The sequence below is a fragment of the Alcaligenes faecalis genome, assembly GCF_009497775.1.
GTDB lineage: Bacteria > Pseudomonadota > Gammaproteobacteria > Burkholderiales > Burkholderiaceae_B > Alcaligenes > Alcaligenes faecalis_D.
In genome coordinates, this window is sequence record NZ_CP031012.1 from 2,189,141 (window position 1) to 2,211,876 (window position 22,736).

The window sequence follows — 22,736 nt, forward strand, 5'->3', positions numbered from 1 at the left end:
AACCGTCACTCCCTAATACAGTACGCAGCAAAGCCTTGCCGGAAAAAAACACTTGCAGCCTTATACCTGCTCACTGACCTGATCAGACAAGGCCGGCTCATTCAAGCTGATCATGTGTTCATCCAGGGACTCCAGCGTTTCGACTACCGTGCGCAGCACCTGAATACGAGCGGCTTTCTTGTCCTTGCTGGGCACAATATGCCAAGGTGCCATGTGAGTATCGGTCTGGGCGAACATCTCCTGGGCGGCGCGTTGATAGGCCGTCCATTTTTCCCGATTACGCCAATCGTCTTCCGTAATCTTGTAATTCTTGAAGGGCGTTTCCTCGCGGGCCTTGAAGCGCTTGAGCTGCTCGTCCTTATCAATATCCAGCCAGAACTTGATCACAGCTGTGCCGTTGGCTAGCAACTGCGCCTCAAATTCGTTGATTTCCTCGTAAGAACGATGCCAGGCGGCGCGAGAAATCAATTTTTCCACTCGCTCGACCAGTACACGGCCATACCAGGATCGATCAAAAATCGAGATTTCACCCAGACGCGGCAGTTTGCGCCAGAAACGCCATAGATACGGGCGCGCCAACTCCACAGTGTTAGGGGCAGAAATAGGGTGGATATCGTAAGTGCGTACATCCAGGGCTTCAGTCAAACGTCGAATAGTGCCACCTTTACCCGCCGCATCACGCCCCTCGAACACCAGCACTAAAGAGTGCTTGCGGAAGGCTTTGCTACGTACCGCGCAGGACAAACGACCTTGCCAATGCAGGAGCTCAGCATCGTAATCCTGTACAGGTTCTTCAGGAGGAGGGGACTGCAGCGAGACAGTCGGGACGTTCAAGCGGAACGGGAAAGCATGCGGCTCTTTCACCTGACGCGGGACGATAGGCTTATCCATCGCCTCCAGAACCACCTTGGCCAAAGACACATCACGCAGGTTCTTATCCGCGCTGGGGATCACCACCCAGGGCGCGTAATTTCGATGAGTCAGATTGATGGTTTGCGTAGCGGCATTGCGCAAACGATTGAATTGCTTGTGAACTTTCAGGTCAGCCTTGCTGACGCGCCAGGCTGTATTGGGATCAGACATCAGGGTTGCGCATCGATCCAGCTGAGCCTGGGCGGAAAGATGGAACCACAGCTTCAGAACCTGCACGCCTTGATATGCCAACTGCGCCTCAAAACGATTGATCAGATGGGTATACAGCGCAATCTTCGCCGGATCCGGTTCTTTACGGCCCAATTCTTTCATCAAAGGGGCGTACCAGGAACCAAACACCAAACCTGTCTGACCACGAGCCGGCAGACTATTCCAATAACGCCACATCAAAGGGCGCATGGCTTCTTCTTCACTTAACTTGCCGAACGCCAGAGTGTGCACATGGCGAGGGTCCAACCACGTGTTCAAGGTATTGATCGCAGAGCCTTTACCCACACCATCCATACCCGCCACCACAATCAGCAGAGTTTGATCTGCTTTATCCAGGCGTTCGTACTGCTTGGACAGCAAGGCTTCGCGCAGAACCTCAATCTGCTCCTTGGCCAAGTCATCACTCAAGCTGGGATCGCGTTCGGCAAACTGTAGTACATGGCCCATGGTGCTTTGCTCCGGTTTACATAGCTGCTCACTATAACCATGCAAGAACAAGAAAAACTACCGTTTACGCAAAAATAAGTGGCTCGATGAACAGGGAAGGGAGCAGGACCACACATGGACGAGACCTATCAGTCCACACGTCACCATTCAGGCATCTAAACAACAGAACCCTAATATTTTTATTATTCTTGAATTTTCTTTTTTTAAAAATATTTTTATTTTTAGACCTGCTTATTCTTAAAAATAACCAAAATCTGTTTTTTCTTGTCATTATTCATCTTCATTAGCCAACCAATTCATTAAAACAAAAAATTCAGCTATCTTATTTTTTAAAAACCATCCTAAATATCAATAAGTTAGTTTGGTTAATATTTCATCTAACTTAAGCTATCCATAATCAAGAAATTTTTTGATTTTTGTTTTTCTTTTAATGTCGCAGTATCTTTTCATTCCTCACAATCTGGAGAACACAATGTCAAGTACAGCTGAAATCACCTACGACCAAAAAGAAATAGCGAAATTCTTTTCCGAAAAAATCGTTGAAATCTATAGAGAAATTGACCCAGCCCGCTCGATAGATAATGATATTTCCGATATTTTGGCTGATGGTTTGCTGCAAGAGTACAAAACATCACGGTCTGAAAAATCCTTTTCTGGTGAAGCCCCAGGGAGTTTTGAGAACACACGAAGAATTTCCACCTTCAGCGCTACCAGATCCAGCACCATACTGGACAAGACCTTAGATATCATTCCAGTTTTAAAAATAAATATAAAAGTTGTAGAAACTGGTGGAGGAGGTCATGTTGTGAAGATCACACCTATTGCGTTCGGAAAGAATCTGGACGGAATGGATTTGTATTACGAAAATGGTAAAGCCTCAGTGACGCATAAATACCTATCACCATTGGTTGATATTTGGTACACCATCAAACTCAATGTCCATAACGGCTTTCATGGCGAGTTCGATGCCGATATCAAAGTTGTCGGGATTAAAAAGTTCCATGTCGGTCCACTGAATCTGGACATCTAAACTCTCGTTTAGGCAGTCCCAAGATCCAACAAGAGTTCCAGACAGCGCCTTAGGGCGCTTTTTTGTTAAATACCTGAACGTAGCATCTTTAGGATTGAGACCAGGACCAGGATCAAGCTCGTCATCACTGACAGAATCGGAAGCAGCGCCCAAGCCACTTCAAAGCCAAGGCTCGAGACACACGGCGAAAAGTGGGTGAGCAAACATAGGCTTCTATGTCTGGCAGGAACAAGACAAAGTGAAAGGAGTATTTAAGTCCAACAGGAGAAACAGGGCATTACCGAGATCAGTTGAGCTGCCTTTATAAACATGACTTTACATAATATACATTATGCGGTTATTCATAATACTCAGACTACCATCCACCAAGGGCCTGAAATCCTGCATGCTGTCGATACAAGCCCTTGATATATACTCCCCAGTCTTTCGATCTTCAGGCTGCACCGCTAAATAGCAAACCGCGAGTCTTGCGCTACATAACAGAGCCAACCAACATGATGAAATTCGTTTTAGTAAGCTCCTGCCTGCTTGGCAAACCTGTCCGCTACAACGGCACCCACAAGCTTGCAGAGAATGAAGTGTTGGCGCGCTGGCTGAACGAAGGTCGTGTCGTCTCCGTGTGCCCTGAGCTTGCAGGTGGCATGCCGGTCCCTCGTCCTCCTGCTGAAATTATCGGAGGCGGTGGCATGCGGGTGTTTTCAGGGCTGGCGCGTGTTGTGGATGCTCAGGGAAATGACGTGTCGCGCGCTTTCGTCGCTGGCTCCGTGCAAACTTTAGAGCAAGCAAAGCTCAAAGGTATTCGGGTCGCCGTTCTTAAAGAAGACAGCCCATCCTGTGGTTCCAGCTCTATTTACGACGGCACCTTCACAGGTAACCGTATTCAGGAACAAGGCGTCACCGCCGCTTTACTGGAATCCGAAGGCATTCGGGTCTTTAGCGAGACGCAGTTTGCACAGGCTGAGGCCTATCTCCGTAGCTTGGACGCTGAGGCTACGGAGTAAGAGAATCCCCTTGTTGTCCCCTGCCCGGCTGGATCCAACTATTTGCCCATCCAAAGAAATCTCCCGGCCTTGCGCGAAGGTATAGCCCAGACGCCACTGCGATGCTTGGCTCATACACAGCAAGAGCAACCGCCTAAGCAAGCAGCTTCTCCCAAGGAGCACCACTGGAAAAGGCCTTTTCCACCCATGCTTTGAATGCTGCTGTTTTCGATGGCGTGAACTTGACGGAGGGACGGATAAAGTAGATGGCTGACTGTCTGTCGAATGTCCAGCCAGGCAGAACAGGCACTAAAGTCCCTGCCGCAATATCTCGCGCAACCAGCCAGTTGCTGGACCCAAGTATGCCTATCCCTTGGCGCGCGGCGTCCAGCAAGGCTTCGCCATCATTGCTGACAAAGTTTCCCCTTGCCGTGACCGCAAGCGCTTCCTCACCTTGATATAAAACCCACTCAGGATAGGTACGCAAGCCTGTATGACCAAGACAATTGTGATTGGCCAAGTCTTTGGGATGAGCAGGACGAGTATGTGTTTCAAGGTACTGGGGAGAAGCACACAAAATTCTGCTGTGACTACAAAGCCGATTCGCAATCAGGCGGCTATCCTCTAAAGCGCCGACTCGAATGCAAGCGTCATATCCCTCGGCAATCACATCCACGTACTTGTCCGAGTAGTCCGTGTGCACCGTCAAGCGGGGCTGGGCCTGGGCGAATCGCGCAATAATCGGACTAAGCCACATCCTGCCTAACGCACCAGGCAGGCTAATCCTTAGACTGCCCACTATCTCTTTAGACAGGTGCCCAGCTTCCTGCTCTGCCTCGTCAAGTATTTGAGCAGCCTCACTCAGCCTTTCATAAAAGCGCTCACCGGCATCTGTCAGCTTGATACGCCGTGTGGAGCGTTCAATCAAGCGCACGCCCAAACGCTCTTCAAGCGAGGCAATCCGTTTGGAAATAATTGATGGATGACGTTGCAGTTTCAGGGCCGCCGCAGAAAATGATCCGGCACGGACAATTGCAATGAATGCAGCAAACTCATCTGATTGCTGGCTGGCAAATGAGGAAGCGCCCACTTAGCACCTCTCCGAAGACTGACTGTACATAGCACACTCCTGATCAAGCATAGCCCGCACACAGACTATTTCCTTACATATCAGTTGTGCATCATACGCACTAATCACGCTTATGTTTTTTGATAAGGTAAAAAACACGCCCATTTCAGGGCAAGACACTTATCCAAGCAGGTGCTTATATGCAGGTTAAATTCAAGCAAGTTGATGTTTTTGCCAACACCTCATTCAAAGGCAATCCGGTCGCCGTCGTGCTTGATGCCACGGGCCTGACCGAGTCCCAGATGCAAGGGATTGCCAACTGGACAAACGTCTCAGAAACGACTTTTGTGTCTTCCACTACAGATCCTGCCGCAGACTACAAGATCAAAATCTTTACTCCAAGCTCGGAACTGCCCTTTGCGGGACACCCAACGATTGGAACGGCACATGCGCTGATTGAAGCCGGTATCGTCCAGCCCAGAAATGGCTGGATTACCCAGCAATGTGAAGTCGGCTTGATTCCAATCCGGGTAGAGCGCGAAAGCAATGGGTCTGCCCGGATTTTCTTTGAGCTGCCCAAATCAGAATTTACAGAGCTGAACACCGAAGAAATCCAGCGCGTTCAAGACATTCTTGGAGCCCCTGCCCTGTCTGCCATCACACCCAGGTTTGTGAATGTCGGACCCATTCATACCGTGGTGCAACTGCCTACTGCGCAGGACGTATTAGCGCTGACACCCAAGCTGGATGATCTGCATAGATTCAGCAAAGAGCACGGTACAGCAGGCATCGTCGTATTCGGTGCCCAGAAAAGTGGCGCGGAAAGCGCCATCGAAGCCCGGTCCTTCTTCCCCATACTCGGCATCAACGAGGACCCGGTGTGCGGAAGCGGCAATGGCGCAATCGCCGCATTTATTGCCGAGACTCAGCAAACCAGCGTATTCGGCAATCACTTTTCAAGCTCTCAGGGCCGGGTACTCGGGCGCGAAGGAAAGATAGCACTCAGAATTTCTCCAGACTCCCGTATTCAGGTGGGCGGAGAAAGTGTCACGACTATTGATGGACTCATTTCAATCTAAGCGGCTTGCACATGCACAAATCTATTATTTCGACTGAACATGCTCCCAGCACTTTGGGGGCGTACTCTCAAGGTGTCCGAACAGGGGATTTTCTCTACACCTCCGGGCAAATTGGCATTGATCCCGTCTCAATGCAGCTTGTAGACGGCGTTGAGAATCAAATTCGACAGACCTTTCAAAATATCCAGGCTATCTGCGCAGCAGAAGGTGCAGATCTCTCGAACATCATCAAATTAACCGTGCTTCTTGTTGATCAAGATTCGTGGGTCTTGGTCAACAAGGTGATGCAGGAGATGTTCAGCAGCCCATACCCCTCTCGCACGGCCTTTGGTGTGGCATGGCTTCCCCTTGGGGCCGCGATCGAGGTCGAGGCTGTGATACGCCTGGGTTCTTCTGAATAGAAATCACGCCAATTGCACTTTTCCCGTCCAAATTCGGCGTACCCAGCAAAGCTGGAATGCCTGGCCCCAGTCAGACTCAACAGGATCTATGCTGAACTGCTGCGTGCTGGGACGCCGATGTAGATCGGCTTGTCTTCCAGGGCCCCTGAAGCTCAGATCAATTTCGACCTGTCTGTCTTAAGGGGCCAGGGGCAAAGCCGGCTTCGTCTTCATCGGTGTATCCGGGTTCGTGATTCCCAGCGCCGAGTTCAGCACAGGACTGCCCACCTGTAAGTGGCCTTTGAATTTAAAGGACTGCAAGTTGGCCAAAGAAATAGCTAGTTTGGCATTGATAAAGTTGAAGGGAACGATGATTTCCAGCTCCGTTGCTGTGTGAGGGCCTCTGTAGATATACCCTTGCAGCCCAAGTGTCTCGATCAGTGGTTTGCTCTCGGGAATTTGGATTCCTATATCACTTAAGGCTTTTCTGACCAGTCTGGCTTTTTCTTTTTGCGGGACACCAGGGTCCGCTATTTCACTGCCTGTAATGTCTACAAACTGGGTTTTCTTGCCCTTACCATCAAAATTATTGACGGTGGATGCCTCAATGTAGATCAAGTTTATGTAGGCATCGCCGGTTCCATTTTCAGGTAAGGAATCCGGTAAGTACCCCTCTGCCGTCGCACGGTCCTCGGCCACATAGAACCCAGCCCAATCGTCTTTTTTTCCTTCGGGATACGACTTTATAAGCTCTCGATAGCTCTTGTTCTTGGCGGTAATGCCTGAAGACTTGTAGCCAAGAAAGACGCATGAAGGTCCTGGCTGTATGGCAATAGTCGTTACTTTCGCTTTAACGGTCATCTCAGTATCTCCCTGTTCAGAATATTCACCACAAGCTCAATAGAACCCTCGGTATCTATAATTCTCTTTTTAATTATTAATAAAAATAATAGAAAAAAATACCACAGGCAAAGATATAGCGAGAAAGCAATTACCGTCAATCAATCCAGGCGGCTAACTAAAATTATTTATTCCATATAATCAGCAAGTTAAGAAGACATGCTTAATCTATCAGCAGGCATACCAAATTAGCTCTTGGGGATTTTAGAAAGACATGTAAAACCCATTACGCCCCATCCAATATGAAATAAATAAATTTCAATACAGCAAAAAAGAGCTGAAACTAAATGAATGGAATTATGCTGCGCTCCCCATAATCCAGCCGTACGCAATGACCGAGAAGTGTCTCCTGAGCACTGAGCACTGAGCACTGCATTCAGCCTATGCGGTTTTTATAGTTATTGTTCGCACCGCGCTTAATGACTGATTTTCAGAGAAAAACCGTCTTACAGGGTGAGCTTGAAACCCTTGTGGCTAGCCGTAAAGCCCAGTTGCTCATAAAACCGATGTGCATCGGTTCGCGCCATATCCGAGGTCAACTGCACAAGTCGGCATTGACGCTGACGGCATTGTTCTACCGCCCACTGAATCATCAAACGCCCCAATCCCGAGCCACGGGCAGAGCTGGCGATGCGCACGGACTCGATTTCCCCACGCCAGGCACCTTGGTGCGACAGGCCGGGCATATAGGTGATCTGCAAGGTTCCGACAACGGCGCCATTCAGTTCTACAACAGCCAGATACTGATTTGGATCCGCTTCTATCGCTGCAAATGCGTCCAGATAGGACTGAGCCAAAGGCAGGCTGGTGTTCTCACGCTTCTGACCCAGAATATCGTCCGCCAACATGGCCACGATCGCTTCCAGATCTGCTGCTACAGCACGACGAAAAACAGGTGTCGACGTCACTTCAAACTCCTCATCAATGAATAGACGAAATGAACCTGAAATTATGCCTTCAGTAGCTGACTAATCTGTGACTAGCCCCTTCATTCCGAATGCGTATTCTCTGTAATGGCGGGATTGTCAGGTGTTTTCTGTGCATCCAGCCACGCCAGCCAGGATGCTTGCAAACGCCAGGCGCTGGCGGCACCGGGGGCGTAGCCCATAATTTCTTCGATTTCGGGTAGAGAAAAACCACGTTCGATCAAGCCTGCACCAAAGGTATTGCGCAGCCTTTGGGGCGTCATTAACAGATCCATCTGCTTGATCCCCCATTTGCTGACGATACGGGCGAGCGTAGCGGGATTCATCTGCGCTTGGGGCCGGGCAGCACTGATCTGACGGCTCCCAGGAAAGACACGGCTATCTTTTACCCAGGCTGAAGCGTCTTCGGCTCCACTAAAGATCAACCAGCTACGCAAAATGCCTTCGCACCAGACGGGTACAACAACTTCACGTTTTGCCGCGCCAGCAAGCTTGAGCAGGATAGTGCCATCACGCCAGTGGGCTGATTCTTCGTCATCTGCTTCATCTGTTTCTATGGGTTCCACTGAGCGTTTGGCTACGCCTATTGCGGAAGGGTGCAACTGCCCCAACTCCACCGGGCGCAAGCCTGTGCCGAGCATCACAGCCACAATCGTCATATCTCGATATTCACGCCAGCGGGCAGCGATGGTCATATCACTGGCCAGTTCCAGGACTTGCAGCCGGGAGCGCAGGGCCTTGATCGTGGCAAGGCATTGATCTACGGAAAGAAATTGGGTGGCCTGGTTGTCAGGGGCCTGGCGCCAGGTTTCCTTGAAGGGGTCATTAATAGCGGGGGCTAGTGCGGGGTTTTCCGAGCGGCCATCCTGGCGGCAGAGCTCTTCGTAAGCACGGGCGATGACTTGTTGATAACGCTCGCGCTGCGGCCGGCGCACTTCGTCCAGATTGCTCAAGAAGTCCCGAATATCAACGGGTTTGATCTGGGTGTACTGCTTTTTGTGGTCTTGCAGCGCCTGCAAGAAGCGTCGCCATAAAGTGCGATAAACCCGCTGCGTGCTCGGTGCCATGGGCGGGCGTTGATGCTGCAGCCACGTATCAAACAAGGCCTCTGCCGAAATATCTGCAGCCTGCGAGCCCAAAATGGGCAGGTCAAACTGCCCTTCTTCTTTTGTAGACCGTTTTTTCATTTTGCATCCATCTTTTCCGTTAATTGCATTTTATTGTCAGGCTAGACAGTATGGCAAGGGGCCTTGCAGCGATAAGACAAGGCAAATAAAGGGAAAACAGGAAAATGTCTTGGTGTGCATGGCAGACTTATGAGAATGCGTACAATGCTGCAGCCTGACAACCTTTACGAGCCACGCCACGATGAAGTACTTGGTCACCACCCCACATCGCTCTGAATATCCCAACCCCTTGGTCCTGAAAAAAGGCGACTTTCTTAAGATCGGAGAGCTGTGTCAAGGTCCGGAAAATTGGGATAACTGGATTTATTGCTCTACCAATGAACACTCCGGCGGATGGGTGCCTGAGCAAATTATTGAACGCCTGCCCGAAGCGGGTACAGGGCAGGCGCTGCAAGATTACAGCGCCCAGGAAATGGATGTGGATGAAGGTGATCTGGTTCAAGGGGAGAAAATTCTGAATGGCTGGTGCTGGTGTCAGCGCCCCCGGGATGGTGCCCGGGGGTGGGTGCCTATCAGCCACCTCTCCGCCCTGCTTTCTGAAACCTGATTCCTTGCGGCACGGCTGGCAACAGGAACAGCAGCAGCAACAACAACGACACCAAGGCAGACATTTGCATCAATAAACGTGGCAACGACCGCCTAATTGCGGCACTTGCCACGCGCAGCTCATTTGCAACCCAGCCCTTCGACGATGCCAAGCATCCGTATTGAATCGGACTATCTATAAAGATTCTGATGAACCCAGCCCTTATTGGTCAGAATCATCCTGGCCTGCCCCTCTACTTCCTGCGCTGTCAAAGCACGTAGATCCTCGTAGGTATCCTGAACCGCACTATCCTTGATCCAACCCGCCGCGTCGGCCAGATGGTAGACATAGTTCACCTGACTGACCGTAAACCCGCCAGTGCTGGCCGGCTCGGTGAAGTAGCTGATTCGGTCTAGAACCAGACGGCCTGTGCAGAAAGCGTCATGTTCGCCTTGGGACTGCTCGGAGCTGGAGCGGCGTAAATAGGTATCCGCATTCGCAGCCAGCTCGTAACGCGGCGCATCGTCCTGACCCACCTGACGCAGCAAACCCACCTTGGCCAGGGCTGCCAGACGAGCCCGGTCCTCCACAATCAAGGGGGAATCATGCTCGGCCTGATAGGGATACACCCGTCCAGGCACACCGACACACAAGCCATCTCGCGTATCCAGATAGCTCTGAATTGCCGTGCTGAAATTTTCCTCATTGGCCTTTTTCGAGTCCTGGCACCCTGCCAACAAACCGGCTACCACGACGACCAACGCTGTTTTCCACATAAAAACTTCCTTGCTTGCGAGCTGAAAGAGGGAGTTTAGCCCGCCCCCACCCTGCACTAAAAGCCTTGTCACAAGCTGCAAGAAAATAGCCGTCTTGCAGGAGTGCAAGAGCAATACCCCTCAATATTGCATTACTGCGTTGCAAAATCTGGTCTTTTACGATGCTTACAAACAGGTTAAAGTTTCTTGGCTTCGTAAATGAAAGGCATTATCAATGAGCATCACCCCTGTTCCAGTGAACCGCCAACGCTACACCCGGGTAGCACGCATCCTGCATTGGCTGATGGCACTGGCCCTGACCGCCTTGGTGACCGTGGGCTACACCATGAAAACCTTGCCCCTGTCCCCGCTGAAACTGCAAGTCTATTCCTGGCACAAGTGGGCCGGCATTTCCCTGCTGGTACTGGTAGTCCTGCGCCTGCTCTGGCGTTTGTTGAACCGCCCCCCTGCTCTGCCCGCCGGCATGTCCTCCTTCAGCCGGGTTCTGGCCCACTGTGGTCATGCCGCTTTGTACCTGTTGATGATTGGCATCCCCCTGACGGGTTGGCTGATGAGTTCCGCCAAAGGTTTCCAGACAGTGTGGTTTGGTGTGATCCCCCTGCCCGATCTGGTTTCCAAAGATAAACCTTTGGGCGAGCTGCTGGTCCAAGTCCACATCTTTTTGAATTACGCCCTGATTGCCATGGTCAGCCTGCACATTCTGGCGGCCTTGAAGCATCAGTTCATAGACCGTGACGGCTTGCTTGGCCGCATCACCTTTACTTTAGGCAAAGCCAAATCATGAAAAAATCTGTCTTCGTGTCCCTGCTGATCGGCTCTCTGGGCCTGAGCGCCAGCCTGTCAGCCAACGCCAGGAATTACCAGGCTCTGGACACCCAAAATAGCGAAATCGGCTTTCAGTATTCCCAAATGGGCGTGAAGCTGGATGGCCAGTTCCGCAAATTTGAAGGCGAGCTGAACTTCAACCCCGAAGCCCTGGATCAATCCAAGGTGGTGTTGAAAGTGGCACTGGATAGCGTTGATACCGGCTCCGAAGAAGCCGACGATGAGCTGCAGGACGTGCGCTGGTTCGATATCGACGCGCATCCCCAGGCCGTTTTCAGCTCCAAGAGTTTCCGCGCTGTCAGCGCCCAACAATATGAAGTGCAAGGCACGCTGCAAATCAAGGGCCGTGAACAGCCTGTCACCGTCATGGCGACCATGGCTCCCGAAGGCGACAAAGCCACTTTTAGCGGTGCCTTTGAAATCAAGCGTGGCGATTTTTCGATCGGTGAAGGCTCCTGGTCCACCTACGACATCGTGGCCAACGAGATCACCGTCAACTTCAAGATTGATGCGAAGTAAGCAGACGCATCAGCGCCCCCTCCCCCTACCCGCATAACAAGGATTACACTCTCATGATCAAGCCAGTGATTGCCCTGTCCGCCAGTTTTCTGTTTGCTTTTGCCGCTCAGGCAGCGCCGGTGACCTATCAGGTTGAACCCAGCCACACCTTCGTGCACTTCAGCTACAAGCACTTGGGCCTGAGCACGCAAAGCCAGCGCTTTGACAAGGCCCAGGGCACCGTAACCCTGGACCAGGAAGCCAAGACCGGCAGCATCGACATGAAAGTTGACACCCGTTCGGTCAGCACCGGCTTTCCGCTGTTCAACGAACACATCCAGGGCAAGGATCACTTCAACACCGAGCAATTCCCCGAAGCGACTTTTGTGTCCAAGGACATTCAGTTCGACGGTGACAAGCCTGTGTCCGCCAAGGGTGATCTGACCATCAAGGGCATTACCAAGCCCGTGACCATGACCATCGAGTCTTTCCTGACCATGCCCAAGCACCCCATGATGAACAAACCCGCTCTGGGCGCGGACGGCAAGATCGAGATCAAGCGCAGCGAGTTTGGCATGGCTGCCAACGTGCCTTACGTGGGTGACGAAGTCACTATCCGTATCGCACTGGAAGCCATTGCCCAGTAATAGCGAGCCACTCGCGACTCAGGAAGTCTGATCAGAGGATTTCCTGAACCACTTCCAGGGGACGCGCCAGACGCGTCCCTTTTTCTGTCACCACGATAGGACGGTTCAACAAAATGGGATTGGCCTCGATGGCAGCCAGCAAGTCCTCGTCGCTCAGATCAGGATTGCCCAGATTCAGCTCGCTGTAGACAGCCTCTTTGCTGCGCATGGCCTCGCGTACCGTCAAGCCCGTTGCCGCAATCAGCGCTTTGAGTTCGCTACGCGACAAAGGCGTTTTCAGGTATTCGATGATCTCGGGTTCCAGACCTTTTTCACGCATCATGGCCAGGGCATTACGCGAAGTGCTGCAGCGAGGATTATGATAGATTTTGCTCATGACAGTCTTTGACTTCCTATAAACCGTATTCAGGCGAACAATAGTAGCCCAGCGCCGCCGAATACGTCATCTGGGTAGCTTGCTGCAGACAGGCCAGCGTCTTCACTTAGCCAGGAGAACACATGATCGACCTGTATTACTGGACCACTCCCAACGGACATAAAGTCACGATGTTTCTGGAAGAGTCCGGTCTGCCTTACACGATCCACCCCATCAATATTGGCCAGGGCGATCAATTCAAACCTGAATTCCTGCGTATCGCCCCCAATAACCGCATTCCCGCCATTGTTGACCAGGCCCCGCAAGACGGTGGCGAGCCCATCTCCCTGTTCGAGTCTGGAGCCATCCTGCAATATCTGGCAGAAAAAACCGGCCAGTTCCTGTCTAGCGATTTGCGCGTGCGTACTGAAACCTTGCAGTGGCTGTACTGGCAAATGGGTGGCCTGGGCCCCATGGCCGGTCAAAACCACCACTTCAACGTCTATGCACCTGTCAAAATCGAGTACGCTATCGACCGCTATGTGCGTGAGACAGGCCGCCTCTACGGTGTGCTGAACAAGCATCTGGAGCAGCGCGACTTTATTGCCGGGGACTACTCCATTGCCGATATGGCCAGTTACCCCTGGATCGTCTCCCACCAGCGCCAAAGCCAGAATCTGGACGACTTCCCGCATTTGAAGCGCTGGTTTCAGCGTATTGGCGAGCGTCCAGCGACTCAGCGCGCCTATGCCCTGGTCGAACAGATCAACCCTGGCTCGCCCGTGCATGACGACAAGGCCCGTCAAATCCTCTTTGGCCAAGATTCCAAAACTATCCGATAGGACTACGATCCCATGACCTTACAGCGCCCCTATCAGCTGCTGCTTATTGGCCTGACAGCCATGGCTCTGTCTGCGTGTTCCAGCACGCCCAGCAATATCTCCCTGATTCCGACGCAAACCCAGGATCAGACTGAAAAAGATGGTGTCTTTACCCAGTCCCTGAACTACAAGCACGTCAAACCCGGCTGCACGGGTGAATGTCCACGTCTGGAAGTGAAGTCCCTGATTTTCCCTGGCAACTCCGAGCTGACCAAGCTGGTCGATGAAAGCCTGGCCCATATGACCGTCATTTCGGATCGTCACCCCGGCTATCGTGGCCTGAAGGAGTTTGAGGACTACTACTGGGTCACGGCCAATAATCGCGACGAAGTGCATTTGTCCGCCCGTACCCGCTACCGCAACCGGGATCTGACTGTCGTAGAACTCAGCTCGGGGATTTACATGACGGGTGCGGCTCATGGCATTACCGCAACCCAGTTCATCAACTGGGACAATCGCCTGAAAGTCGCTTTGCCCGTGGACCGCATTATTGCCCCCGGCAAGCTCAAGCCTTTCCAGGAGCTGGTTCGTCAGGCACACAACACCTGGGTTTCCAGTCTGAGCGAAGCACGTGAGGATCGCGCAGGTTGGGACAGAATGTGGCCCTTCCAGCCCGCCCAGAACATCGCACTGACTGATCAGGGCCTGCTGGTGAAATACAACCCCTACGAAGTCGCCCCCTATTCCTTTGGTCAGCCAGAGCTGCTGCTGCCCTACTCGCAACTGCGCGGTATTCTGCGTCCTGACTACCTGCCCGCCAATTAAGCGTTCGGCTCATATAAAGCACACAGGCAGCGCGTCTCGCGCTGCCTGTTAATAAACACAGTATTTTTTGTACGCTATGCCAAACCCGGAATCTTGAGCCCTGGCAAGCCGGAACCGAGCATGTCCTTAGCGTCCGATTCCCCCCCTCTTTCAAGCTCCCATACCATCATGTCTGATAACTTGTTCCGCTTTCACGACCTGTTTGCTCAACTGGGTCTGCCCAACACCCCCGAGGCGATTGCCAGCTTTCTGGAAAAACACCGCCCTTTGCCCAATGACGTGCTGCTGGCCGACGCCCCTTTCTGGGACGAATCCCAAGCCGAGTTCATTCGGGAAAAACGCCTGCAGGACTCGCCCGAGTGGATTCAGGTCATTGATCAACTCAGCGAAGCTCTGCGTCAAACGACCGGCGTGGTGAATCTGTCCGGCCCTTGCCGTGTGCTGGCCCTGTCCGGCAGCCTGCGTCACAGCTCCTTCAACACGGCCCTGGCCCATGCAGCCCAAGCCCTGGCTCCCCAGGGTATGGCGATTGAAGTGGCCACCTTGCACGGCATCCCTCTGTATGACGGCGATATCGAGAGCAAGGACGGTATTCCAGAAGCCGTGCTGGCCTTGAAGGAAAAAATCCTGAACGCTGATGCCCTGCTGCTGGTTACCCCCGAATACAACAATGGCGTACCCGGTGTGTTCAAGAACGGGATTGACTGGCTGTCCCGCACGGACATGAAGGCCATCTTCTCCGGCCGCATTACCGGAATGATCGGCGCTTCCATGGGTGGCTTTGGCACGATTTCCTCCCAGGCCGCCTGGTTGCCCACCCTGAAAATGCTGGGCGTGTCCCTGTACAGCGGCGGCTCTTTGCTGGTGTCTCGTGCGCAGAATTCCTTTGATGCGGAAGGCAAACTGCAAGATGAGAATATCCAGAAAATGCTGAGCAGCTACCTCCAGGGCTTCCAGACCTTTGTGCATGCTTCCCATATGGCCAAGGCGCAAGAAAAGGCCAATTAAGCGGCAATAGATCAAAGGGGTTATGGTTCTCTGCCCATAGAGATACTGAATGATCCGGCAGCTTGGAATGCGCTGCAAGACGTCAGTATCACTACAGGCACTCCCAAAATCGCTGCAACAAAAAAGGAGCCTTCAAGGCTCCTTTTTTCATCCTGTCAGTCAATTACGGCTGTACAGGCTTGTCAAAACGGTCCAGGTCGAAATAACGACTGGTACTACTGGACGAAGCAGGCTTGGAGCTTGAGCTGTCCGCAGCAGGAGCGGGCTCAGGTTCTACCGTCACCGTTTGCACCCGGTTCAGATCAGGCTGCTCTACCCGCTCTGGCACACCGTAGGTCTCTACCGCGCCACCCGAATAAGTCCCCGCTGCGGCAGGCGCAGACGCCGCTTTGCGTGCGACGGCCTGATCCAGATAACTGGCCAATTGTTCATGGTTGGCCGAACGCGCCCAGTCTGCCGGGCTCAAGCCTTGAGCATTTTGCATGCTCGGGTCTGCGCCAGCGGCCAATAGCACATCCACCACGGCCCTTTTGCCGGACAAAGCCGCCATCATCAAAGGGCTGGTTCCGTCGGGTGCAGGTGCGTTCACAATCGCTTTCTGAGACAGCAGATAGCGCACCGTCTCTTCATGCCCTTTGGAGGCGGCGTAATGTAGAGGCGACCAGCCCACCCGATTCACCTGCCCACCCCGTGCTTGCAGATCTCGCAAACGAGCGGTTTCCCCCATCAGGGCCAGATACATCATGGGAGTTTCGCGGGCCTCGTTCTCGATATTCACATTGGTTTGGCGATTGGCCAACAAGGTGTCCACCACTTTCCAGGACTTGTTGCGGATCGCCAGCATCAAGGAAGGATTGCCCTTGGAGTCCACGGCATTGGGATTCGCCCCCTTGATGAACTCCTGCTCGATGATGTTCGGGCGATCATTTTCCAGCGCCAAATACCAGTTTCGGCTTTCCAGCTGCGGTTCCTGCGCCGACACAGGGGCTGAGAGCAGAAAGGCCAAGGGAAGCACCATGGAAAGGATGGTTTTATTGGGTATTTTTCTTTTAAAAATCATGCTATTAAATCCTTTTCATAAAGTGCTTTATCAGGTTATGAAAGTACAGACAGGTGCTGCTCCAAGCGCTGTTCTTCCCTGTTCAGGATAGGCAGCATTTAACTATAAACAGCTTCAAGAATCACCAATAAGCTATTGATTATTAATAAAAGTTAACCTTTTAAAGCAGATTCGCACCGAGTCAAAAAGGCAGTGAAAATTATGGAAATTCCTATTTTTGTCTTTAATATCAATGAATTAAACGATCATCTTGATAAAGTAAATTAACTGTTGATCTCTTCTGAGCAAGATCCTGAACCTTGGCTAAAACAGCTACTACAGCCCTGGAAAAATCTCTAAACAAGATTAAATTAGAGCTGTACCTTACTGAATAATTTGAAGAAATTTTCTGCGCTAGCCTCTTCCACTTCCTTCACCGAGATCCCGCGCAGCTCCGCAATCTTCTCGGCCACATGAATCACCAGTGAAGGATTGTTGGTTTTGCCGCGATACGGCACAGGAGCCAGAAACGGCGAATCCGTTTCGATCAGCAGACGATCCAATGGCACTCGTTGCGCCACATCTTGCAGCTGGGTAGCGTTCTTGAAGGTCACAATCCCGGAAAAGGAAATGTAGAAATTCAGATCCAAAGCCGCTTGCGCCACTTCCCAGGTTTCCGTGAAACAGTGCATCACGCCCCCGGCAATCTGCGCCTGTTCTTCGCGCATGATGGCAATCGTGTCTTCACTGGCCGAGCGGGTATGGATGATCAAGGGCAAGCCCGACTCACGGCTGGCACGGATATGGGTACGGAAACGCTCACGCTGCCAATCCAGAGGTTCTTGCAAGCGGTAATAGTCCAGACCCGTCTCACCAATCGCCACTACCTTGGGATCCTGGGCAAGCTTGATCAGTTCCTCGGCAGTAGGCTCGGTGACTTTCTCGTAATCCGGGTGTACCCCGACAGAAGCAAACAGATGGCCGTGAGGACGCACCAGGTCCATCAAACCGGGCCAGTCGTCCATATCCACGCTGACCACCAGCGCACAGCCCACCTGGTTCTGGCGCATCCTGTCCAGGATATCGTCCAGATTTTCAGCAAGTTCAGGAAAATTAAGATGGCAATGCGAATCAACAAACATGATTAGACGGTACTTTTTTAAACACGACGACATGCCTGGTGCAATCGGTCCAGGGCATGATGAATAAACAATTTAGCATTGAGCGGATGATTCCCCAGCCTCTTTTGCTGCACCAGCCACTTCAGGGCTTCTGTCACCGCTGTGGTGTTGGACTGGGCGGCCAAGGCATCAATGCGCTTTTGCAGGGAAGGATAGTAACGCGCAGCCTGGGCAAAACCAGCCAGCTGGATATCGACAAACAGACGTTGCCAATGGTCAATCCACTCTTGGGCGGGCAGTTTTTCCAGCGTATCGGCCAAGGACAGATCCGCCTCTCGACCCGCTTTCAGCACCCCATCCATCCAGGCGCTGAGCCAATCCGGGCATGGCGCATTCATATCCTGGCTGGCACTGAGTGCTTTTAGCGGTGCTCCGCCCCAGGCGGCCAACCAGTCCGAGGCCTGATCCACCCCTTGTTGCTCCAACCATTGCACCGATTGCTGGGCACCCGGCGCCGGTAAAGGCAAACGGCGGCAACGCGACACCAAGGTCGGCAAGAGCCGGTCGGGTGCATCGGCAACCAGCAGAAAGACAGTACGATCTGCGGGCTCTTCCAGAACCTTCAGCAAGGCATTGGCAGAGACCAGGTTCAAGGCTTGAGCCGGATACAGCACCGCAACGCGCCAGCCCCCTCTATGGGTGGCAGTATTGAACCAGTGCTGCAACTGACGCAATTGCTCCACCCGAATTTCCCGAGAAGGATTTTTACGGGCGGCTGTATCCTTGGACAAGTCCCCTTCCTGGGTATCCGGCCCCTGCTCTTCAAGAGCAACAGCATCCGGGCGCAGCAGGCGCAAATCAGGATGGTTACCCCCCCGCACCCACTGACAGGCCTGACATTGGCCACAAGCCAGACCCTGCACCGGCTGGTCGCACAATAAACTGGCCGCGGCCGCACGGGCGAATTGCGTCTTGCCGATGCCCGGCAGACCATGGATCAGCCAGGCATGGGCAAAACGATCCCGATTGCCCAACCAGCTTTGGGCGGTCTCGATTTGCCAGGGTAGAAAAGTCAAACTATCAGACACCGTATTGCCTCAAGGTTGCACATCAAAAGGCCTGATTCACGCAGGAAACACAAGGCAATCGCCCCCGCTTGAACAGCTCAGCGCACATTGTAATATGAACCGGTAAAATGCCTGCTCCACTACCAAGGATGATGAAGTGAGCTTATTGATCGGGCTGGCCGCCAAAGCGCGTTCAGGCAAAGATACCGTCGCCAATCTGCTACTGGCACAAAACCCTTTATTGGCAGCCTATGCCTTGGCCGACCCCGTGAAAATGGGCTGCGAAGTGCTGTTTGGCTTAAGCCCGGCCCAGGCCTGGACTGACGACAGCCTGAAAGAAGTGCCTATTGCCCTGTGGCAGCGCTCCCCCCGTCAGTGTTTTCAGCTACTGGGGACGGACTGGATGCGGCAGCGCGATCCTGATCACTGGCTACGCCGTGCCCAACATGTGCTGGAGTTTGGGCCAGGCGCCCCCCTTGTCAAAAATATTCAGGACTATTCGGTGTGGGCGCTGGCCCTGGCCGCGATTTACGGCATGTCGCCCGAGCACCTGAACGACGAGCGGGCTGATCAAGTGGATACTTTCTGGGGGTTGAGCCCGTGTCAGGCGGCCGAACACCTGCGCAATCAGGTTCTGGCCGAATACCCGGATTACGAGCACCGCCGCCAAAGCCTGCCCCTGTTCCTGCCCTACCACCAGTTGCCTGATATGAGTCAGGCCCGCTGTCTGCTGATCAAGGACATTCGTTACGAAAACGAGGCCAATTTCATCCGTGAGCATGGCGGGGAAATCTGGCATATCGAACGTCCCGGCAATCCGGTGATCAGCCAGCACTCTTCCGAGTGGGGTGTAGAGCGCGCCCCCCAGGACTATCTGATTCGCAATGACGCGGGCCTGGATGAACTGTCCAGCAAGGTCCATGATTTGTGGACAGGGTTCACACAACGGCACGGCTTGAAACTTTGACGCCGTGACGCCTGAGTAGCGTTTAGCCATACAGGCACTGGCGCATAGTCCCAAAAAGCATTCAGGCCCCTGATGGGGCCTGAGTGGTTTAGCGCTTCAGAATATATTTGGCGACTGCCCGATTATGCGCGGCCAGATTTGCCGAAAACTCGCTGGTTCCGTCCCCACGCGACACAAAATAGTAGAAATTGTGCTTTTCCGGGTGCAAGGTCGCCATCAAGGAAGCCTTGCCAGGACTAGCAATCGGTGTAGGTGGCAAACCCGTGCGGGTGTACGTATTCCAGGGCGTATCCGTCGTCAAATCCCGCTTGCGGATACGGCCGTCATAGGCCGAGCCCATGCCGTAGATAACGGTTGGGTCCGTCTGCAAAGGCATCCCTACCCGCAAACGGTTCATGAATACCCCGGCCACACGTGCCCGGTCCTGACTATGGCCCGTCTCACGCTCCACGATAGAAGCCATGATCAGTGCTTCGTAAGGGGTCTTCAAAGGCAAATCCGCATCCCGGTCTGCCCACATTTGTTCCAGCAACTCCTGCTGGGCCTGAAAACCGCGACGCATGATATCCACATCCGCCGTACCCGGTACAAAGACATAGGTATCGGGATAGAACAGCCCTTCGGGGTGCACGGCCTCCACGCCAAAGCGCTGCAACAAGTCCGCATCGCTGACATCACTCAAGGTCTGGCGAACCTGCGGATTGCTGGCCAGCGTGTCGCGAATGCGTTGATAAGTCCAGCCTTCAGGAATGGTCAGGCGGGTTTGCAGCATATTGCCGCTGGACATGCGCTCCATCACCATCCAGGGCGTATCACCGCGCACGGCCTCGTAGGCACCGGCTTGCAAGGAGGTATCCAGACCGGAGAGTCGCGCCATCAAGACAAACGCATCCTCCTGAATATCGATCCCGGCCTGCTGCATGCTGCGTGCAATCGCGCGAGGGCCGGAACCCGCAGGCACCACATAGTCGATGCGTTCAGCACTCATGGTCACGGGCTGTTTCTTGGCCCAATACCAGGCGCCACCCGCTATCACACAGGCGGCAACCACCAAAAGGCCCAACAGGGCAGAGAAGATCTTGACAGTTTTTTTCATGCGAGCGCTATTGTAAACAGAATGAGGCGGCATATTCCTGAATATGTGTCACAGCTAAACACAGAAACCGGGACCGACCCGCCAGGCAGGATCCTTCTATCCAGCCCATGCCCTGATCCCAGCGGGGATATGCCCCTGAAACCGGCCTGACACACGGTATCATTGATGTTTAAATTTATTTTTTCGCTCAGCCATGACCGGAATGCCTGCCCCCTCCTCCTTCGCCCTGCCTGATTTGTGCGTCCTCCAGTTTCAGGGAGCCGATGCCGTTTCCTTTCTTCATGCTCAAGTCAGCAATGATCTGGAGCACCTGGCTGCCGACCGCGCCTGCATCGCCGCCTATTGCACCGCCAAAGGCCGCAGCCTGGCGACCATGGTCTTGTGGCGCGAGCAGGACGAGACCGTCTTTGCCCTGGTACGCCGTGATCTCAGCGAGGCCCTGATCAAGCGCCTGCGCATGTTCGTGCTGCGCAGCAAGGTCACGATCAGTCTGGCCGAGTTGCAGGTTTATGGTGTGGCCGATCAATCCGCCGCCCAAGCCGTCTGGAATTTGCAGCGCGAAGGCGACGACACTCTGATTCAAGCCCCCGGCGATCTGGATGGCTTGAATCGCCACTGGCGGATTTCTCCTCAGCAAGATACGAACGCTCAGGCTTCTGAAGGTCGTTGGGAAACCGCGGATATTCTGGCGGGCCTGCCCTGGATCAGCGCCGACACGCAGGATTTGTTCATTCCGCAAACCCTGAACCTGGATCTGATCGACGGCATCAACTTCAAGAAAGGCTGCTATCCGGGCCAGGAAGTGGTGGCACGCAGCCACTATCGGGGTACGATCAAGCGCCGCATGATGGCCGCCCGTACCGCCGTTCTGGACACGGCTGTACAGGTACAGGAAGCAGCCGATGTGGTTTTGGTCTCGCAGAACGCGGAGCCCGTTGCCGCTGCGCGCATTATCAACCGAGCCTGGCAAGCCGAGCAGCAGCGTCTGTACGTCTTGATGGAAGTGGTACTGGCAGACCTGGAGCAAGGCCAGTTTCAGCTGGAGCAAGGACAGGCGCTGGAATTGCAGCCCCTGCCCTACGCGCTACCAGAACTTAGCTCTTCTGACGGTACAAATTAAGAATGCTGGAGAAATCCAGCCCTGCATTCTGACCCTGTGCGGCGTGCAAGGCGAACAGGTTACGTGCCAGTTCGCCTAAAGGCGTCGCACTGTTTTGACTCACCGCCGCATCGGCCGCCAGGCCCAGGTCTTTCAGCATCAGACCTGTCGCAAAACCCCCCTGATAATCACGCGAAGCCGGTACATCCGGCATCACGCCGGGCCATGGGTTGTACAGCTCGGTCGCCCAGTTACGGCCGGAGCTGCGCGCCATGATCGACGAGAGCACCGCAGGGTCCAGACCGTGAGCAACTCCCAAGGCCAAAGCCTCGGCAGTCCCCGCCATCAAAATCCCCAAGAGCATATTGTTGCAAATCTTGGCCACCTGACCCGCACCGGCTTTACCGGCGTGGAAGATGTTCTTGCCCATGGCATCCAGATAAGGACGCGCCTTTTCCAGCGCCTGATCCTCGCCCCCGACCATAAAGGTCAAGGTGCCGGCAATGGCGCCACCGGTACCACCGGAAACAGGCGCATCCAGCATGATCAGTCCCAGCTTGGCCGCTTTGGCCGCCAGGTCCTGGCTGGTTTGAGCATCAATCGTGCTGCAATCGACCAGCACCGTGCCGGGGGCCACGGCCTGCAACAAGCCGTTCTCGCCCTCGTAAACCTGACGAACGTGGCGACCTGCGGGCAGCATGGTAAAGACCATCTGCGCATCCTTGGCGATTTGCACCGCCGATTCCCCTACCTGCGCCCCCGCTGCCTGCAGTTCCTTCATGGCATCCGCATTCAGGTCAAAAACCTTCAGGCTATGGCCAGCTTTGAGCAGATTCAGCGCCATGGGTTTGCCCATATGGCCCAGCCCGATAAATGCAATCGTGTTACTCATTTTGTCTCCTCGTAATTATGAAAACGGCGCCGT

At 53.5% G+C, this 22,736-nt stretch carries 25 protein-coding genes; 13 read left to right on the forward strand and 12 right to left on the reverse strand.

Annotation, left to right across the window (positions count from 1 at the left end; genetic code table 11):
• Positions 1–60: 60 nt before the first annotated feature.
• The gene (pap, locus tag DUD43_RS10220) at positions 61–1,590 is read right to left on the reverse strand and encodes a polyphosphate:AMP phosphotransferase (RefSeq protein WP_153230207.1); all 1,530 of its coding nucleotides are present in this window, start codon (positions 1,588–1,590) and stop codon (positions 61–63) included.
• Positions 1,591–2,062: 472 nt separating this feature from the next.
• Between pap and DUD43_RS10225 the strand changes: the two genes are divergently transcribed.
• Entirely contained in the window at positions 2,063–2,620 is a 558-nt protein-coding gene (locus tag DUD43_RS10225; RefSeq protein WP_153230208.1) for a hypothetical protein, read from the forward strand.
• Positions 2,621–3,117: 497 nt separating this feature from the next.
• Complete coding sequence (locus tag DUD43_RS10230; RefSeq protein WP_153231597.1) at positions 3,118–3,621, forward strand: DUF523 domain-containing protein; 504 nt, start codon at positions 3,118–3,120, stop codon at positions 3,619–3,621.
• A gap of 133 nt (positions 3,622–3,754) precedes the next feature.
• Here the strand turns inward: DUD43_RS10230 and DUD43_RS10235 are convergent, their stop codons facing one another.
• Positions 3,755–4,690, reverse strand: coding sequence for a LysR family transcriptional regulator (locus DUD43_RS10235; RefSeq protein WP_153230209.1), 936 nt, complete (start codon positions 4,688–4,690; stop codon positions 3,755–3,757).
• A 179-nt stretch (positions 4,691–4,869) separates the two neighbouring features.
• On the opposite strand from DUD43_RS10235, the gene DUD43_RS10240 reads away from it, so the two are divergent.
• On the forward strand, positions 4,870–5,748 hold the full coding sequence (locus DUD43_RS10240; RefSeq protein ID WP_153230210.1) for a PhzF family phenazine biosynthesis protein: 879 nt from the start codon (positions 4,870–4,872) through the stop codon (positions 5,746–5,748).
• 11 nt (positions 5,749–5,759) lie between these two features.
• Positions 5,760–6,149 carry a RidA family protein gene (locus DUD43_RS10245; RefSeq protein WP_153230211.1) on the forward strand — a complete coding sequence of 130 codons (390 nt, stop codon included), beginning with the start codon at positions 5,760–5,762 and terminating at the stop codon, positions 6,147–6,149.
• 177 nt (positions 6,150–6,326) lie between these two features.
• Here DUD43_RS10245 and DUD43_RS10250 read toward each other — a convergent pair whose 3' ends face one another.
• From DUD43_RS10250 to DUD43_RS10260, 3 genes are all read right to left on the reverse strand, one after another.
• The gene (locus DUD43_RS10250; RefSeq protein ID WP_153230212.1) at positions 6,327–6,989 is read right to left on the reverse strand and encodes a hypothetical protein; all 663 of its coding nucleotides are present in this window, start codon (positions 6,987–6,989) and stop codon (positions 6,327–6,329) included.
• A gap of 485 nt (positions 6,990–7,474) precedes the next feature.
• Positions 7,475–7,936: a GNAT family N-acetyltransferase gene (locus tag DUD43_RS10255; RefSeq protein WP_194273376.1), complete on the reverse strand. Its 462-nt coding sequence runs from the start codon at positions 7,934–7,936 to the stop codon at positions 7,475–7,477.
• Between the two features lie 80 nt (positions 7,937–8,016).
• Positions 8,017–9,141: a site-specific integrase gene (locus tag DUD43_RS10260; protein WP_153230213.1), complete on the reverse strand. Its 1,125-nt coding sequence runs from the start codon at positions 9,139–9,141 to the stop codon at positions 8,017–8,019.
• Between the two features lie 181 nt (positions 9,142–9,322).
• On the opposite strand from DUD43_RS10260, the gene DUD43_RS10265 reads away from it, so the two are divergent.
• The gene (locus DUD43_RS10265) at positions 9,323–9,688 is read left to right on the forward strand and encodes an SH3 domain-containing protein (RefSeq protein WP_153230214.1); all 366 of its coding nucleotides are present in this window, start codon (positions 9,323–9,325) and stop codon (positions 9,686–9,688) included.
• A gap of 170 nt (positions 9,689–9,858) precedes the next feature.
• Here the strand turns inward: DUD43_RS10265 and DUD43_RS10270 are convergent, their stop codons facing one another.
• The gene (locus DUD43_RS10270) at positions 9,859–10,443 is read right to left on the reverse strand and encodes a hypothetical protein (RefSeq protein WP_153230215.1); all 585 of its coding nucleotides are present in this window, start codon (positions 10,441–10,443) and stop codon (positions 9,859–9,861) included.
• A 214-nt stretch (positions 10,444–10,657) separates the two neighbouring features.
• On the opposite strand from DUD43_RS10270, the gene DUD43_RS10275 reads away from it, so the two are divergent.
• The 3 genes from DUD43_RS10275 to DUD43_RS10285 are packed head-to-tail and all read left to right on the forward strand — an operon-like array spanning position 10,658 to position 12,413.
• On the forward strand, positions 10,658–11,227 hold the full coding sequence (locus DUD43_RS10275) for a cytochrome b (protein ID WP_153230216.1): 570 nt from the start codon (positions 10,658–10,660) through the stop codon (positions 11,225–11,227).
• Entirely contained in the window at positions 11,224–11,787 is a 564-nt protein-coding gene (locus DUD43_RS10280) for a YceI family protein (protein ID WP_153230217.1), read from the forward strand. The genes DUD43_RS10275 and DUD43_RS10280 overlap by 4 nt, the downstream gene beginning before the upstream one ends.
• Before the next feature lie 53 nt (positions 11,788–11,840).
• The gene (locus DUD43_RS10285) at positions 11,841–12,413 is read left to right on the forward strand and encodes a YceI family protein (RefSeq protein ID WP_153230218.1); all 573 of its coding nucleotides are present in this window, start codon (positions 11,841–11,843) and stop codon (positions 12,411–12,413) included.
• Positions 12,414–12,444: 31 nt separating this feature from the next.
• On the opposite strand, the gene arsC is transcribed toward DUD43_RS10285, so the two are convergent.
• Positions 12,445–12,789, reverse strand: a complete 345-nt coding sequence (gene arsC / locus DUD43_RS10290; RefSeq protein WP_153230219.1) for an arsenate reductase (glutaredoxin) — start codon at positions 12,787–12,789, stop codon at positions 12,445–12,447.
• Between the two features lie 122 nt (positions 12,790–12,911).
• Here arsC and DUD43_RS10295 point away from each other — a divergent pair, with 122 nt between their 5' ends.
• The 3 genes from DUD43_RS10295 to DUD43_RS10305 all read left to right on the forward strand — a co-directional run bounded on the left by DUD43_RS10295 (position 12,912) and on the right by DUD43_RS10305 (position 15,422).
• Positions 12,912–13,610, forward strand: coding sequence for a glutathione S-transferase N-terminal domain-containing protein (locus tag DUD43_RS10295; RefSeq protein WP_153230220.1), 699 nt, complete (start codon positions 12,912–12,914; stop codon positions 13,608–13,610).
• Between the two features lie 12 nt (positions 13,611–13,622).
• A complete protein-coding gene (locus tag DUD43_RS10300) occupies positions 13,623–14,414 on the forward strand; it encodes an RsiV family protein (protein ID WP_153230221.1) in 792 nt (263 codons plus the stop codon).
• A 168-nt stretch (positions 14,415–14,582) separates the two neighbouring features.
• On the forward strand, positions 14,583–15,422 hold the full coding sequence (locus tag DUD43_RS10305) for a DUF2789 family protein (RefSeq protein ID WP_153230222.1): 840 nt from the start codon (positions 14,583–14,585) through the stop codon (positions 15,420–15,422).
• Positions 15,423–15,585: 163 nt separating this feature from the next.
• Here the strand turns inward: DUD43_RS10305 and DUD43_RS10310 are convergent, their stop codons facing one another.
• The 3 genes from DUD43_RS10310 to holB form a co-directional block, all read right to left on the reverse strand.
• Entirely contained in the window at positions 15,586–16,482 is an 897-nt protein-coding gene (locus tag DUD43_RS10310) for an ankyrin repeat domain-containing protein (RefSeq protein WP_153230223.1), read from the reverse strand.
• Between the two features lie 350 nt (positions 16,483–16,832).
• Positions 16,833–17,603 (reverse strand): TatD family hydrolase, encoded by a 771-nt coding sequence (locus tag DUD43_RS10315; RefSeq protein ID WP_153230224.1) that lies wholly within the window; start codon positions 17,601–17,603, stop codon positions 16,833–16,835.
• 17 nt (positions 17,604–17,620) lie between these two features.
• Positions 17,621–18,670, reverse strand: a complete 1,050-nt coding sequence (holB, locus tag DUD43_RS10320; RefSeq protein WP_194273377.1) for a DNA polymerase III subunit delta' — start codon at positions 18,668–18,670, stop codon at positions 17,621–17,623.
• Positions 18,671–18,806: 136 nt separating this feature from the next.
• Here holB and DUD43_RS10325 point away from each other — a divergent pair, with 136 nt between their 5' ends.
• Positions 18,807–19,616: a deoxynucleotide monophosphate kinase gene (locus tag DUD43_RS10325; RefSeq protein ID WP_153230225.1), complete on the forward strand. Its 810-nt coding sequence runs from the start codon at positions 18,807–18,809 to the stop codon at positions 19,614–19,616.
• Positions 19,617–19,704: 88 nt separating this feature from the next.
• On the opposite strand, the gene mltG is transcribed toward DUD43_RS10325, so the two are convergent.
• Complete coding sequence (gene mltG / locus DUD43_RS10330) at positions 19,705–20,712, reverse strand: endolytic transglycosylase MltG (protein ID WP_153230226.1); 1,008 nt, start codon at positions 20,710–20,712, stop codon at positions 19,705–19,707.
• A gap of 202 nt (positions 20,713–20,914) precedes the next feature.
• Between mltG and DUD43_RS10335 the strand changes: the two genes are divergently transcribed.
• Positions 20,915–21,832 (forward strand): YgfZ/GcvT domain-containing protein, encoded by a 918-nt coding sequence (locus tag DUD43_RS10335; RefSeq protein WP_228125762.1) that lies wholly within the window; start codon positions 20,915–20,917, stop codon positions 21,830–21,832.
• On the opposite strand, the gene mmsB is transcribed toward DUD43_RS10335, so the two are convergent.
• On the reverse strand, positions 21,807–22,703 hold the full coding sequence (gene mmsB / locus DUD43_RS10340) for a 3-hydroxyisobutyrate dehydrogenase (protein ID WP_153230228.1): 897 nt from the start codon (positions 22,701–22,703) through the stop codon (positions 21,807–21,809). The genes DUD43_RS10335 and mmsB overlap by 26 nt on opposite strands.
• Positions 22,704–22,736: the final 33 nt, after the last annotated feature.